The 13,282-nt window shown below is 62.8% G+C and carries 15 protein-coding genes; 9 read left to right on the top strand and 6 right to left on the bottom strand.

The genetic code is table 11. The features are described from left to right. The first annotated feature begins 10 nt into the window (after positions 1-10). Both AC1RQ5_RS22925 and AC1RQ5_RS22920 read left to right on the top strand, forming a co-directional pair. Positions 11-358: an Hpt domain-containing protein gene (locus AC1RQ5_RS22925; protein WP_493202012.1), complete on the top strand. Its 348-nt coding sequence runs from the start codon at positions 11-13 to the stop codon at positions 356-358. A gap of 124 nt (positions 359-482) precedes the next feature. Continuing rightward, positions 483-803 carry a 2Fe-2S iron-sulfur cluster-binding protein gene (locus tag AC1RQ5_RS22920; RefSeq protein WP_398479688.1) on the top strand — a complete coding sequence of 107 codons (321 nt, stop codon included), beginning with the start codon at positions 483-485 and terminating at the stop codon, positions 801-803. Positions 804-808: 5 nt separating this feature from the next. Here AC1RQ5_RS22920 and AC1RQ5_RS22915 read toward each other — a convergent pair whose 3' ends face one another. Continuing rightward, positions 809-1,261 (bottom strand): acyl-CoA thioesterase, encoded by a 453-nt coding sequence (locus AC1RQ5_RS22915; RefSeq protein WP_493202011.1) that lies wholly within the window; start codon positions 1,259-1,261, stop codon positions 809-811. 366 nt (positions 1,262-1,627) lie between these two features. Here AC1RQ5_RS22915 and AC1RQ5_RS22910 point away from each other — a divergent pair, with 366 nt between their 5' ends. From AC1RQ5_RS22910 to AC1RQ5_RS22900, 3 genes are all read left to right on the top strand, one after another. Then, positions 1,628-2,260: a DUF2147 domain-containing protein gene (locus tag AC1RQ5_RS22910; protein WP_493202010.1), complete on the top strand. Its 633-nt coding sequence runs from the start codon at positions 1,628-1,630 to the stop codon at positions 2,258-2,260. Positions 2,261-2,567: 307 nt separating this feature from the next. Beyond that, positions 2,568-3,239 (top strand): hypothetical protein, encoded by a 672-nt coding sequence (locus tag AC1RQ5_RS22905; RefSeq protein ID WP_493202008.1) that lies wholly within the window; start codon positions 2,568-2,570, stop codon positions 3,237-3,239. Further along, complete coding sequence (locus tag AC1RQ5_RS22900) at positions 3,236-4,006, top strand: hypothetical protein (RefSeq protein WP_493202006.1); 771 nt, start codon at positions 3,236-3,238, stop codon at positions 4,004-4,006. The genes AC1RQ5_RS22905 and AC1RQ5_RS22900 overlap by 4 nt, the downstream gene beginning before the upstream one ends. A 244-nt stretch (positions 4,007-4,250) precedes the next feature. On the opposite strand, the gene AC1RQ5_RS22895 is transcribed toward AC1RQ5_RS22900, so the two are convergent. Next, positions 4,251-6,209, bottom strand: coding sequence for an SGNH/GDSL hydrolase family protein (locus AC1RQ5_RS22895; RefSeq protein ID WP_493202004.1), 1,959 nt, complete (start codon positions 6,207-6,209; stop codon positions 4,251-4,253). A gap of 217 nt (positions 6,210-6,426) precedes the next feature. Beyond that, entirely contained in the window at positions 6,427-7,503 is a 1,077-nt protein-coding gene (locus AC1RQ5_RS22890) for a lysylphosphatidylglycerol synthase transmembrane domain-containing protein (RefSeq protein WP_398479700.1), read from the bottom strand. 412 nt (positions 7,504-7,915) lie between these two features. Here AC1RQ5_RS22890 and AC1RQ5_RS22885 point away from each other — a divergent pair, with 412 nt between their 5' ends. Beyond that, on the top strand, positions 7,916-8,422 hold the full coding sequence (locus tag AC1RQ5_RS22885) for a YciE/YciF ferroxidase family protein (protein WP_493202002.1): 507 nt from the start codon (positions 7,916-7,918) through the stop codon (positions 8,420-8,422). Positions 8,423-8,550: 128 nt separating this feature from the next. Here the strand turns inward: AC1RQ5_RS22885 and AC1RQ5_RS22880 are convergent, their stop codons facing one another. Continuing rightward, complete coding sequence (locus AC1RQ5_RS22880) at positions 8,551-8,985, bottom strand: hypothetical protein (RefSeq protein WP_493202000.1); 435 nt, start codon at positions 8,983-8,985, stop codon at positions 8,551-8,553. Between the two features lie 254 nt (positions 8,986-9,239). Between AC1RQ5_RS22880 and AC1RQ5_RS22875 the strand changes: the two genes are divergently transcribed. Continuing rightward, complete coding sequence (locus AC1RQ5_RS22875; RefSeq protein ID WP_493201998.1) at positions 9,240-9,836, top strand: hypothetical protein; 597 nt, start codon at positions 9,240-9,242, stop codon at positions 9,834-9,836. On the opposite strand, the gene AC1RQ5_RS22870 is transcribed toward AC1RQ5_RS22875, so the two are convergent. Next, the gene (locus AC1RQ5_RS22870) at positions 9,833-10,261 is read right to left on the bottom strand and encodes a universal stress protein (RefSeq protein ID WP_398479708.1); all 429 of its coding nucleotides are present in this window, start codon (positions 10,259-10,261) and stop codon (positions 9,833-9,835) included. The two genes, AC1RQ5_RS22875 and AC1RQ5_RS22870, sit on opposite strands and share 4 nt — an antisense overlap. A 56-nt stretch (positions 10,262-10,317) precedes the next feature. After that, positions 10,318-10,863, bottom strand: a complete 546-nt coding sequence (locus AC1RQ5_RS22865; RefSeq protein ID WP_493201996.1) for a SixA phosphatase family protein — start codon at positions 10,861-10,863, stop codon at positions 10,318-10,320. Positions 10,864-10,961: 98 nt separating this feature from the next. On the opposite strand from AC1RQ5_RS22865, the gene AC1RQ5_RS22860 reads away from it, so the two are divergent. Then, complete coding sequence (locus AC1RQ5_RS22860) at positions 10,962-12,332, top strand: NAD(P)/FAD-dependent oxidoreductase (protein WP_493201994.1); 1,371 nt, start codon at positions 10,962-10,964, stop codon at positions 12,330-12,332. A gap of 252 nt (positions 12,333-12,584) precedes the next feature. Further along, on the top strand, positions 12,585-13,091 hold the full coding sequence (msrB, locus tag AC1RQ5_RS22855) for a peptide-methionine (R)-S-oxide reductase MsrB (protein WP_398479714.1): 507 nt from the start codon (positions 12,585-12,587) through the stop codon (positions 13,089-13,091). The last annotated feature ends 191 nt before the right edge of the window (positions 13,092-13,282 follow it).

The following is a 13,282-nucleotide window of genomic DNA, read 5'->3' as shown; positions in this document are numbered from 1 at the left end:
GGTTCAATGGATGCCGTCACCGCCGCTGGTTCCCGATGACGGGGCGTTCGATTTCGACCATCTCAAGCGTATGACCATGGGCGATGCCAGCCTGGAGCGCGAGGTGCTGGCCATGTTCGCGGCACAGGCGAGCGAACTGATCGAAAAAATCGTGAAAATGCCGCCCAATGTGGACCAGTTGGCCCACAAGCTACGGGGCTCCGCCGAGGCGGTTGGCGCCTTCCGCATCATCGATGCGGCCGAATGGCTGGAAAACTGCCTGCGCGACAACAGCGACAATGCTGAAGCCCTGATGACCCTGACCGATGCCGTGCTCGAAGCGCGGGAGGAAATCGACGGTCTTCTCAAGCGGTCCTGAGCCAACGGAAACGGCTGGCCCCTTACTTCACTTCCGGATGACGGTTTTGCTGCGGAGCGCTGGCGCTGCGCGGAGCGACTCGTTATAGGACAACCGTATCCAATTCCCCGGCAGCGCGAGCATCATGGCCAAAATCAACTTTGTCGATCATTCCGGCGAAACCCGCAGCATTGATGCGGATGCCGGCTCCACCGTGATGGAAGTAGCGATTCGTAATTCGATCCCCGGCATCGAAGCCGAGTGCGGCGGCGCCTGCGCCTGCGCCACATGCCATGTCTATGTGGACGATGCCTGGATGGAGCGCGTCGGCGCACCGACCCCGATGGAAGAGGACATGCTGGACTTCGGCTACGACATCAAGCCGAACTCGCGCCTCTCGTGCCAGATCAAGGTCACCGACGCCCTCGACGGCCTCGTCGTGATCACGCCGGAGCGCCAAGCCTAAAGCCTTTACGCAGCCCTGCTGTTGCGCATCATCCAGGGCTGCATTTTTTCGATCACCTCTTGGGGGATCGCCGTCGGCTGACGGCTGTCGAGGCCGATCATCACCGTCGTTGCATCGGCTGATGCGATGCACTTGCCTTGCGAAAACACCACCTGCGCAAATGTCAGCGACGTCCGCCCGACCTTGGCGATGCCGGTCCCGAGCTCGATTACATTCGGCCAGTGCAGTTCGGCACGGAAATGAATGTCGAGCCGCGCCAGCACCCAGCTCAGACCATCCGGCGTAATCCCGTAAGACGAGTCCTTGGTGAGCATCACCCGGCTGGTCTCGAAATAGCTGGAATAGATCGCGTTATTGACGTGGTTGTTGGGGTCGAGATCCATGAAGCGCACATTGTCCGTCAGGCGGAACGGATAGTCGTCGAGGATCGGCGCAGGCGCGCGGGTCGCGGCATTCACGTCAGATATCTCCAGCTGGCTTGCCATCGTTACAGCGTAGTTGCGCAGCGCAGGCAAGGGGACGTGCGTGTCATTGAAGTGCGGCGTTAACCAAAGCGAACTAGCTTTGTCTCACCGACGATCAGGCTGCTCGCTGCCGCTGGATTGCCGCAACCGCCGCAAGTTTGCCCCAGGTTCTGGAGCGCTTCGGCGCCATCCGGCTACCGTTTCTTGTGGCAACATTGCGGCAGCGGCAACGAACGGAAACCGACGCGCGATCGGCAATCTTGCAAAAGCCATCAAGCGGGGTCACTCTTTCGTCGCGCAAGATTGATAGTCTGTTGCAGCTGCGAAGTTGCCGGACGACGAACTGCGAAGGGGATATTGATGGTCCAGTTTCGATCCCGCCAGCTTGCCATGATGGCAACCGCTGCCATGCTGCTCGCCTCGCCGAGTTTTGCAGCCGAACCCGTGACAGCGGCCCCGGCGGGGCCTTCGGCGGCCGGTCTCTGGCAGAAGATCGAGGACGGCAAGCCTGTCGTCTGGGTTCTCATGGTCAATCACGGCGGCGTTTATGAAGGCGCCATTGCCAAGACCTTTCCCAGCGCTGACGACAAGCCGGGCGATGAGGTCTGCAGCAAATGCGTCGATGACCGGAAGGGCCAGCCGGTGCTGGGCATTTCCTTCATCCGCAACATGCAGCAGCAGGGTCTGAAATACGAGAATGGCAATATTCTCGATCCGCGCGACGGCAAGGTCTACAAAGCCAAGATGAGCGTCAGTGCAGATGGTCGCGCACTGACGGTGCGCGGCTATTGGGGCATCGCGCTGCTCGGCAAGGACGAGACCTGGTATCGCCTGCCCGATACGGAGCTGGCCGCGCTCGATCCGAGCGTGACGGCAAAGTATTTCCCGAACCAGACGGTCGCGGCGAAGCAGCCTGCGACCACGGGCACGGCAAAGCCGCAGCCGATGCGCAAGGCCAGCGCGGCGCCGGCGCAGCAGCCACCGCAGCGCTGATCTGTCCGAGTCTTGAAAAACGGGCCAGGCGCGACGGCGCCTGGCCCGTTTTTTTGGCTCGTGCGATTGAAAGTAGCTATATCGATACTCAACCTTAAAATGTATCATATGGCGCTGCATCCGCGATGCGCGCTTCCGCGGAGACATCCGCTTGACCTCGGGTGATCGGATCGAAGCGCATCCACGACGCCATGAAGGGGCGCGCTCGATGCCGGGGCAATCTGACGATACAGCACCTTTGCCGGCTTCGCCGCCGTCGACCCAGCCGGGGCGCCTCACGCGTTTCGTGTCGAGCGGCATCTTCTTCATGATCGTCGGCACGATCTTTCTCGGATTCGCTTATCAGACGATGGGGCAGACACACTCGGCCATGTCGTTTGTGTTTGTCGTGGTTGGCGTCGGCATCTTGCTCTACGGCACCGGAACGCAAGGAATCGGCGAGTTCAATTCCACCGACAACGCCGAGAAAGTGGCCAAATACAAAGTCGCACTCGCCGGAGGGGCAGGGGTGCTCGCATTCTGCGTGGCCGGTGGCATCATTGCGTTTTCGCCTGCCATCAAGAATGCGTTTCAGATCGAACAGAAATATGTGCGCTTCTACATCAAGGGAAAGAGCTATCAGTCCGACGATATCGGGCGCTACATCCCGGATGTGAGGATCAACGGAAACCCGGTGCCTGCGGTCAGGCGTGGCGACTACATCGAAGTCTACGCGCCATATATTCCGAAGAACCAACCCGTTCGCTTCGAAATCAGGGCCAAGCTCCGGCTGATCGAAGCTCTGTCGGGACTGCTTCAATCGACCGACGCGGAATACACGGTCGAGATGGACAAGGAAGGCAACGTTTTCGAGTCTGGCATCCGCATCGGAAAATATGAGACCGAGTCCGGTCTGGACTTTCCTTGGTATCGTCTGCAAACGCCGGTTGGATTGAGCGATACCGCCGTACCGCTTTCGAATGGATATGTGCCGCGATGACCACGGGAAAGCATTTCGCGAGCTACATGCTATCCATCCTTGCGGGGGTCGTGTTGTTTGCATCGATCGCCGCCGCACAAAGTCCGAGTTCGTTCGATTGCACGCGGGCACGAAAATTCCTGTTGGCCGATGCCATCCCGCGTGATGACCTGAAGGACTGGCAAAGTGTGCTGCAATGCCTGTTGCGTGTTGTGGCGGAGGCAGCTCCGACGATCAGAAGTGTCCAGGATTTAACTGATCGACAGGATCTGCTGAAGGCGACGAAAGCCATTCGCGTTATCCTCGATGACAACAAGGAAGGTGCGATCAGCTATTTCCGTAGTATCGATGATCTCGATGTCATCTCTGTTCTCAGTTACGCGGCGCGCTCGCGCGACCCCGAGCTTCGCGTCAACGCGACGCTCATCCTTGGCAATGTCGTCGACAACTCATCGCTCTGTGTGCCGATGGATCATCTTTATTTTCCGCAGATCGACGATAATGGTCGAGCCAATTTACTGGCAGTCGTGTCGGTCGTCGCGAATTACGCGGTGGGTGACAATGTCGGAAATCTCGATCGACTTGCAGGTGCTTTTGGGACTTTACCCGACAATTACGTTGAAACACGGCGGTTGCTGACGAATCTGAGAAACAAGATCGATGACCGAAAGGCCAAGCTTTCTGGCTCTCCATCATCTGCGCAGAGCGGCCTGTTGGATGCCTGCGCGCGGTACAGGAAGCAGTGGGCGGGTGATCGCATTCGCTATAGCGTCGGCGGGGCGCCGTAATTGTGTCGAGCGACTTCTCAGCGGTCGCTCGCACGCCGCGCGAGCCCATATTCGTACGATGGGTTTCGTTGCGCTCGATCGATCCAGCGATCTGATTGCTCTGCGGCTTAGGTGCCGCAGGATGGTGTGAGCGCAACAAAAAACCAGCACCGAAAACCCATCGGTCCGTCGATGTGGCGGGCGCGGTTGACGGGTTTCACTCCGGCGCTTCGCGCCCTCGTTCAACCCATCCCACGACCGCGTTTTACTGATGCTGCACCGGCGCCAGCGGCTCCTGCGAAACTTCCGCTTCCGCACCCAGCCTCAGCACATTCGCGGCTGCCGGCACCACCGCATCGGCCATGGCCGCATGGCCTTCACCGGTCGGATGGATCGCGCCGCCATAGACGGCGGAGAGAACGCCCCACGTTGCGTCGTGGATATCTGCCGGCTGGATTGCTGCCGAATAGCCTTGCGGATAGGTCATCGCCGCAAAATAGCTGTCATTGGCGTCGCGGATCCAGCGGGCGCGCGGCGCGTAAGCGCGAAATTCGCTCGCGCCGCGGCCGCACACCATCGGCTGCTGCGCGGATTCCACCAGGCTGGTGTTGAAGCTGTCGCCCTTCGGCGAGAAGCACGCACGATCGAATTCGGGATCGTTGCTGCCGCGCGCGCAAAAACCGTGATTGGCGAAAGCCTGCTGGTGTGCATCGACGAAGGTCATGCGATCGGCTTCCGGATTGCGACACAATACGCCGCCCTCGCACATGGCCACCGAGCGCAGCCGTGGCAGGAATTCGCGATCGACGAAGCTTGTGACATTGGAGAGGCGGCGCGGATCGGCGGAGAAGGATGGATGCACGTCGAAGCCGGCGGGACCGCCGGGGCAGGCGCCGCCATTGACCAGTGCCGGATTGGCATAGGCCGCAAACACCACCCGACCCATGTCGCCGCCGACCAACGGCTTCAGCTGCTCGCGCAGCTTGCCGAAGGCGGCGGGCAGATCGCGCACCAGGGCGTTGCGGGAATCTTCTACCGAGCCGAGCAGGCCGGCGCGTGTGAACAGCGCGCGCTCGGTGTCGTTGTCGACAATGACATCGGCGACGAGGCCGGAGAAGTTGATGTCATTGGCGCCGATGGACAAGAGCACCAGATCGAGCCGGCGGTTCGGCGCGCGCTTCTTCACGGCGGCCATGGCTTCGCGCAGTTCGGCGACCTGGCCGTTGACGCTGCCGGCACAAGTGGAAGCATTCTTCGTGGTCAGGCATTCGCGGGCGCGCTGGCTGCCGAGCAGGCCATCGGGGATGGTCGCGCCGGAGCAGGCGAGCGGCAGATAGGTGACGGCGATATGCGGATACTGGACGGCGAGCGCGATCGCGGCACGGGTCTGGTAGCTGTAGAGCGAGCGATGGCAGGCGGCGTTGAGCCACTGCGCACCGGCACGCTGCCAGGCCTGCAGCGACTCGTAGGAATCACAGGAGCGGCCACCTTTGAAGCCGGCACGGCTCGGACGGTAGAACTGGCCGCTGGGGCCGCCGAGATAGGAGCGGAAGCAGAAGCCGTCATCCGACAGTGCCACCGGACGGTCCGGATTGCCCTCGCCGGAGGCGATGGAATCGCCGAGGCCGGCGATCAGGATGTCGCGCACCACGATGTCGGTGGAGGTGCGCATCGGCCCGTCGCCGCTGGAGACATCCACGGTGGCCACGGTGCGGCGGCCGTAAAGAGCGCGAAAATTGATCGGCTCGGCGCAATCGAGGGTGGACTGCCGCGGGCCTTCGCCGTCGTCAAACGTCCAGGCGCAGACGGCGCCGACCGGTACCTCGCCGGTGAGGCGGACGGTGACCGGATGATCGGACGGGGTCAGATAGCTTTCGCGGGTGCCTTCGCGCGCGCAGGGCTCGCTGACCTTGCCGGCCAGATCGATGCACAGGCGGCCGACGGTGTTGCGGGCCCAGCCGCGGCCGTCGCTCTGCAGGCCGAGGGCCTGTTCGGAGGCGAGCACGCTGCGATTGCGCATGGCATCGACGTGAAGCTGGAAGTCGCGTTCTTCCTTGAACAGGCGGAAGCGGTTGCGGACCTCCCAGGAGATCTGGATCGCGCTGCTATTGGCTGGCGCGGGCGCAATGGCCACAGGCGCCTGCGCGGCGGCATGCTGCGCAGTCGCCATGCCGGCGAGCGTGACGGCGACGAGGAATGAACGTCTGAAAAGATTGATGGCCATTGGGGGGATGAACGTCACGTATGGGGCGGAAGTAAGAAACGCGTAGCACGCGGAACTCGTTCCGCGGAGTCGGTTCATAGGGATCGGCAAGATTTCAGCGCGCGGACCGCGCTCGCCTGTCGTCGCCCGGCTTGACCGGGCGATCCAGTAAACACAGACGGTGGTGATAGAGCGGCGCAGCCGCCGTTTACCGGGATGGCAGGCAGCGAAGCCCGACTTACCCGTGCGACTGCCGCTTCATGGGCTGCTGGTGCACGATTGCCGGCGCAGGCTCGCCCTCGCGGCACTCGCTGGCGCCGTTCATCTTGCGATGCTGCCAGGGCTTGATGACGCTGAGCCACAGCTCGCGGGTGCCCATGATGCAGATCGAGAGCGCGAAGGGGATCATGAAATACAGGATGCGGAACATCACCACGGTGGCGACGAGCTCTTCCTGCTTGAACTGCGGCAGCGCCACCAGCATGGCGGCATCGAACACGCCGAGGCTGCCTGGCGCATGGCTGGCAAAGCCGAGCAGGGTGGCGAGGATGAACACGACCGCCACGGAAACGAAATCGATTGCGGGCGTCTCGGGCATCAACAGGTAGAAGGCCAGCGCGCAGAAGCCGAGATCGACCACGCCGATGGCGATCTGCAACAGGGTCAGTGGTGCCGAGGGCAGCATGACCTTCCAGCCGTTCTGGCCGAGCTGGCGGCGTTCCTTGCCGATGGAGATCCAGACCAGGTAGCCTGCGATGCCGGCGAGGCAGCCGAGGCCGATCAGACGATTGATGGCGTCCGGCAACTGGTCGATGGCGGAGGCGGCCTGCGGGTGCCAGACCATGCCGATGCCCAGCACGAAGCAGTTGCCGAGCCAGAAGGTAAGGCCGGAGATGAAGCAGATCTTTGCGACGTCGATGGCGTTCAGCCCGTAATCCGAATAGATGCGGAAACGGATCGCGCCGCCGGTGAAGACGGTGGCGCCGAGATTATGGCCGATCGTGTAGCTGGTGAAGCTCGAGAGCGCGGCGATGCGATAGGGGACGTGATTCTTGCCGATCGTCCGCAGCGCGAAGAAATCGTAGAAGGTGAGGGTACAGAAGGCGCCGATCACGCACAGTGTCGCCATGGTGATTTCCATGGTCGACTTGGCGGCCATGGCTGCGAACACCTTTGCAGTGTCGAGGCCCTTCAGCGTGTTCACCAGATGCGAAATGGCGAGCGCAATGACGATCAGGCTCGCGACAACACCCAGCCGTTTCCAGCCGACATGCTGCTTGAAGCCGCGCCCGAGCGCGGTCAGCAATCGAAACATTCGTCCTCCCGGCGGAGCGCGAACAAAGGGACAGCCGATCCTTGCATGGGGTGGTTAGCCAATTCACTCATACGCGACGTTCACTCACTCTCGGCCAAACCCTTACGGCAAAAACGCTTCATTGTGCAGCCCTTGACAACGGCAGCGTTAATGGCCGGGACGCGATCTCGTCACATTCCCGCCGCGGCTGCAACCTGATTGAACTTGCAGGCTAAATCCGGCGCCGGTGCGATGGCATTGATATAGGCCGGAAAGCCCGGCGTTCCATGGGGAGGACGTCCGGTAGCAGGAACATGTCCCGAAGTGGCGGGTTGGCGGTGGTATCTGCAACCGAATGAGACGCGACCAAACGACACAAGGCGCTGTCAGCGCATGGGTCGGCGCGGCTTCATTCCAAATACCGGAGATCGCCATGGGACTGTTTACGCGCGACATCAAGACGATGGATGACCTGTTCGTGCATCAGCTGCAGGACATCTATTATGCCGAGAAGCAGCTGTTGAAGGCGCTGCCGAAAATGGCCGGGAAGGCCACCGAGCCCAAGTTGAAGCAGGGTTTCGAGGAGCATCTGAAGCAGACCGAGGTGCACGTGCAGCGCCTCGAAGAGGTGTTCAAGATGCATGGCGCCGAGGTGAAGGCCGTCACCTGTCCGGCCATCGACGGCATCATCAAGGAAGCCGACGAGACCGCCGGCGAAGTCGCCGACAAGCATGTTCTCGATGCCGCGCTGATCAATGCGGCGCAGGCGGCGGAGCATTACGAGATCGTGCGTTACGGCAGCCTGATCGCCTGGGCGCGCCAGCTCGGCCGCAACGACTGCGCAGCCGTCCTGCAGAAGACGCTCGATGAGGAGAAGCAGACCGATGCGAAGCTGACGTCGCTGGCGGAAGGCAAGGTGAATTTGCGGGCGGCGAGCTAACGCGCGGTGCGTAGGATGGGTTGAGCGGAGCGACAACCCATCATCTTTTCCTGCCGCGGGTTTGGCTGATGGGTTGTCGCTCCGGCGCTGGCGCGCCTTCGCTCAACCCATCCTACGGCTTCGAGCTGCTAAGCCCGCTTCAGCGCGAAATGGGCGCCGCAGAAGGCCATGATGCCGCCGAGCACCAAGGCGACCAGGCCGGCGATGACGCCCGAGGCGGTGGGGATCGCATTGGGGGCTGACGCCGCCTGGCCGGCGCCGGCCAGTACCAGCACGCCGATGGCAATCAGGAAGTGGCGCAGACGGCGGGGAATGTGGCCGGATGCCGCGCTGTCCAGGAGATTGGCCGCGACGTAGCCACTCACAAAACCCATCGCGGCGATCAGCCACCAGGCTACGGCGGAGCCAGCCGGCATGAAACTGGCGGGATCGTTGCGCCAGAGGCCGCCGAGATCGAGGCCGAAACGCTGGCCGAGCATGTGCACGGCAAGCGCCAGCATCACCCCGGAGATCGTCGCGCCCGCCAGAATCAGGCGGCGCGGGAAAATGGTCGTCGTGGCCATGCAGAGCTTGTAAGGGACGGGGAGGCGCCCGCGCAAGCCGCGGCCTTGCTAAAGCTCTTTTGGATTGAGACAACCACCGTCCTCATGGTGAGGAGCGCGCCCCTTGGCGCGCGTCTCGAACCATGGCCCGTATCGCCCATCCTTCGAGACGCCGCGCGAATGCGCGGCTGCTCAGGATGAGGGAGAGTTCGTGGAGAGGACACGTCATCTCGACATGAAGACGCTCTCAAGAAGGCCCCTTAGGAGACGAGAACGTGTTGGGTTCACTGCTGAACAGGCCGGGCGAGGCGAGCGACGGGAAAACCTATTTCTATCGCGCATCGCTGATGGGGCCGGCGCATCGGTTCGAACTGACCGATGAGGGGCTGGTCTGGAAGATCGGCGGGCGGTCCGGGCTGTGGCCCTATGCGGATGTCGCGTCGGTGCGGCTGTCCTACCGGCCGATGGCGATGCAGCGGAAGCGGTACAGCGCGGATCTGCAGAATCGCGCGGGCAAGCGATTGAAGATGTTCTCGACATCGAAACAGACGGCGGCGCTGATGGAGCCGCAATTCGGCTATCCCGCTTTCATCGCGACACTGCATGAGCGGCTGGCGGCGGCCGGCAGCACGGCGACATTGAGCGCCGGCATCAAGCCGCTGACGTTCAATGTGCTGGTGACGGCACTTGGGCTTGTCGGTGTTGCGATGGCGGCGCTGCTGATCCGCGCGCTGGTTACCGGCGAATTCGCCGGCGTGGTTTTCATCGTGCTGCTGAGTGCGCTGTTCGGCTGGCAGGGCTGGGATTTTCTCCGCCGCAACCGGCCGCGCAGCTATACGTTCAGCGATGTGCCGACGGATTTGCTCTCCTAAGCGGACGGCGCCTGCCGCACCACCAGCACCGAACATTTCGCATAGCGCACCACATGCCCGGCATTGGAGCCGAGAAAGTAGGTGCGCATGGCGGGGCGGTGCGAGGTCATCACGATGAGGTCGGCCTTGATGGCCGCGGCCTCTTCGAGGATCTCGTGATAGATGCCGCCCTGGCGCACCACGCTCGAGACATCGGCGCCGCAGTCATGGGCGACGGCCGCCAATGCCTGTTCCGAACTGTCGCGCTGCTGGGTGTCGAAATCGGCCGGCACATATTCCGCCAGCATCACCGGCGTCATCGGCATCACGTTCAGCAGCCGCACCTTGGCGCCGAATGTTTTCGAGAACAGACAAGCCTGCGCAATGGCTGGCTTGGCAAGGTCGATCTCGGCGAGATCGATCGGGACCAGAATGGATTTGTACATGTGCACCTCCATTGTCTGATGGAGTGTAGCACGACCACGGCCGCGCGGCAGGCGACTTATTGACCATTGTCTTTCAGCAGCTTCGGGCTGACGAACTGCACCAGCACGCCCGAGCGGAAGGAGATATCGTTCCAGCTGTCGACGGCGAAGTCGATGATGGCGATGCTGCCGGTGGGCAGGTTGTCGCCCAGCGCCTTGCGGCCGGCCGCGTCGCCACCCGCGCTGCCGTCCTTGATCAGGCCGAGCGCCATTTCGTGCAGGCCGGGATTGTGGCCGATCAACATCAGCCGGCGCGGATCCTGCACCGCGGCATCGCGGATGACGGCGACCAGCTCCTCGAGGCCGGCGCCATAGAGTTCTTCCACGTGCTCGACGGTCGGCTTGTTGGACGGCATCGCGGCGGAGGCGAGATCCCAGGTCTGGCGCGTGCGCATCGCGGTGGAAACGCAGACCATGTCGGGCAGCGGCGGGTGCTTGTTGAGCCATTCCCCCATCAGAGCCGCGTCAGTGCGGCCGCGGTCGTCGAGGCGGCGATCGAAGTCCTTGCCGCTCGGCGCGTCCGTTTCGGTCTTGGCATGACGGAACAGCATCAAACGGCGCATTCGGATCTCGATTCGTTGGACGGCAGTGAATTGCGGATTAATGGACGCGGACCATGAGGACAAGGTGACAAGCGCCACGCTTGGCCGTAGGAAACGGCATGACCGCAGCTTCTGCAAGCGTGACATTTGGACCCGACGTGGCCGATGCCGACCGCATCCGGCTCGGACATCCCTTGGATGCCGATGTCTGCGTCATCGGTGCTGGTCTGGCCGGGCTCTCGATCGCGCTGGAAGCCGCTAAGATGGGCGCCAGCGTGGTGGTGCTGGAAGGCCGCCATGTCGGCTGGAATGCATCCGGCAGCCAGATGGGCACGGTGATGCCGGGCTTCGGCCTCCCGCTCTCTGACCTGATTGAACGGGTCGGGCTGGAGGATGCCCGCGAGATGTGGGCGCTGTCGAAGCAGGGCGCCGAGGCGGTGCGTGCACGGGCGGCGGAGGATGTGATCCCCGATCTCGCGCTCAGCGAAGGCGCGCTCGAAGTCTCCAATGTCGATGTCGGCGAGAAACTGATCGCGCGGCTGCAGATGTTGAATGAGGATTTCGATACGGTCGCCGAGGGCTGGCAGATCGAGCGCGTGCGCGAGGCGCTGAAGACGCAGCGCTACTTTCACGGCGTGCATTATCCGAAGGCGTTCCAGATCGACGGCCGCAAATATCTGATGGGCCTGGCCACGCTGGCGAAGCAGGCCGGTGTGCGTATCTTCGAGGATACACCGGCGATGAGCCTGGATGCGGCCGGCGTGATGAAGCGGATCACCACGCCGTCGGCGCAGTTGCGGGCGCAGCATGTGGTGCTGGCGGGCAATGTGCATTTGGGCTCACCCGCGCAGCGGTTGTCGGACACGTTGTTGCCGGTGTGGCGCTATGCGGGCATCACCGAGCCGCTCGGCGAGCGTCTGGCCGAGGTGATCGCGTTTCAGGGCTCGGTGAGCGACAGCGACGGCGTCGATCATTTTCGGATCGTCGAGGGCGATCGCCTGATGTGGTCGTTTCCGGAAACGACATGGGCGGTGAAGCCCGAGCGTTACGCGCGAAAAATCGCGCGGCGGATCAGGACGGTGTTTCCGAAACTCGGCAAGGTTGCCGTCACCGAAACCTTCGGCGGCGCCATGGGGCAGACCGTGCATGGCATGCCGCAGATCGGGCAGATGCGGCCGGGCTTGTGGGTGGCCAGCGGTTTTGGCCATCAGGGGCTGAACACCACGGCCATGGCCGGGCAGATGATCGCCCGCGGCATGATCGCCCGCGATGACCGCACAAAACTGTTTGCGCCGTTCGAGCTGGTCTGGGCCGGTGGCAAGATCGGCCGCTTTGTCGGCCATGGGGTCGGGGTCTGGCAGCGGCAGGTATCGGCGCTGGAAGGCACGCTGGCGCGCTATCGCGAGCGGGCAGGGCTGCGGGAAGAGCTGCGCGAGGCCCGGCTCGCAGAGGCCAATGCCCGCGCAGGGACCGGCGGTCCGATCGCCTAAGCTGGCTGGAATTGAAGTGATCCCAAGAATCCCGCCGTCGTCATTGCGCGGAGCCCTTGCGGCGAAGCAATCCAGTTCCTGCCGAGATTGTGGCTTTCTGGATTGCCGCGTCGCTTTGCGCCTCGTAATGACGAGAATGCGGGGGCGCTCGCGATTTCGTGAGCGGTTTTTGCCCGTGGCGCTGTAACCTCGCGCCGTTCGATCCGTAATTCCATGTGAACGGGACCAATAGCCCGACCGAGGGAGACCATCATGATCGACCGCCGCCTGCTTCTGTCCACTGCTGCCGGTGTTGCCGGCCTCCTGTCGCTGAAATGGCTGACCGGATCGTCTGCGCGCGCTGCCTCCGACGAGAAATTCGAGGTGATGAAGACCGATGAGGAGTGGCGCAAGCAACTGACGCCACAGCAATATGAGATCCTGCGCAAGGAAGGTACCGAGCGGCCTTATTCCAGTCCGCTGCTGAAAGAGAAGCGCAAAGGCACCTTTGCCTGCGCCGGCTGCGACAATGCGCTGTTCTCGTCCGAGACCAAGTACGAGAGCGGGACGGGCTGGCCGAGCTTCTGGAAGCCGCTCGATGGCGGCGTCGGCGAGCGCAAGGACACCAGCTACGGCATGACGCGCACCTCGATCCATTGCCGCCGTTGCGGCGGCCATCTCGGCCATGTCTTCGACGATGGTCCGAAGCCGACCGGCCTGCGCTACTGCATGGATGGCTTTGCCCTGGTGTTCAAGCCGGGCACGCCGCCGGCGACGTAGGGCACTGCTCCGTCGCTCGCGGCCATCCTTCGAGACGCGGCCAAGTGGCCGCTCCTCAGGATGAGGGCAGGGTGTGGCGCTTGAGAAGACCCTCATGGTGAGGAGCCCGCAAAGCGGGCGTCTCGAACCATGCAGGCCGGGCATCCCATCGCTCACGGCAGATCCGATAGCAACGACCTGAGACGGCTACG

The sequence above is a fragment of the Tardiphaga sp. GW821-FHT12E02 genome (assembly GCF_058807155.1).
This window is presented reverse-complemented; position numbering and strand designations above follow the sequence as displayed.

Excerpts from the sequence above, each read along its gene's own strand:
- AC1RQ5_RS22925 (WP_493202012.1), top strand. The coding sequence starts at position 11 with ATGCCGTCACCGCCGCTGGTTCCCGATGACGGGGCGTTCGATTTCGAC.
- AC1RQ5_RS22920 (WP_398479688.1), top strand. The coding sequence starts at position 483 with ATGGCCAAAATCAACTTTGTCGATCATTCCGGCGAAACCCGCAGCATT.
- AC1RQ5_RS22910 (WP_493202010.1), top strand. The coding sequence starts at position 1,628 with ATGGTCCAGTTTCGATCCCGCCAGCTTGCCATGATGGCAACCGCTGCC.
- AC1RQ5_RS22905 (WP_493202008.1), top strand. The coding sequence starts at position 2,568 with ATGATCGTCGGCACGATCTTTCTCGGATTCGCTTATCAGACGATGGGG.
- AC1RQ5_RS22900 (WP_493202006.1), top strand. The coding sequence starts at position 3,236 with ATGACCACGGGAAAGCATTTCGCGAGCTACATGCTATCCATCCTTGCG.
- AC1RQ5_RS22895 (WP_493202004.1), bottom strand. The coding sequence starts at position 6,209 with ATGGCCATCAATCTTTTCAGACGTTCATTCCTCGTCGCCGTCACGCTC.
- AC1RQ5_RS22890 (WP_398479700.1), bottom strand. The coding sequence starts at position 7,503 with ATGTTTCGATTGCTGACCGCGCTCGGGCGCGGCTTCAAGCAGCATGTC.
- AC1RQ5_RS22885 (WP_493202002.1), top strand. The coding sequence starts at position 7,916 with ATGGGACTGTTTACGCGCGACATCAAGACGATGGATGACCTGTTCGTG.
- AC1RQ5_RS22880 (WP_493202000.1), bottom strand. The coding sequence starts at position 8,985 with ATGGCCACGACGACCATTTTCCCGCGCCGCCTGATTCTGGCGGGCGCG.
- AC1RQ5_RS22870 (WP_398479708.1), bottom strand. The coding sequence starts at position 10,261 with ATGTACAAATCCATTCTGGTCCCGATCGATCTCGCCGAGATCGACCTT.
- AC1RQ5_RS22865 (WP_493201996.1), bottom strand. The coding sequence starts at position 10,863 with ATGCGCCGTTTGATGCTGTTCCGTCATGCCAAGACCGAAACGGACGCG.
- AC1RQ5_RS22860 (WP_493201994.1), top strand. The coding sequence starts at position 10,962 with ATGACCGCAGCTTCTGCAAGCGTGACATTTGGACCCGACGTGGCCGAT.
- msrB (WP_398479714.1), top strand. The coding sequence starts at position 12,585 with ATGATCGACCGCCGCCTGCTTCTGTCCACTGCTGCCGGTGTTGCCGGC.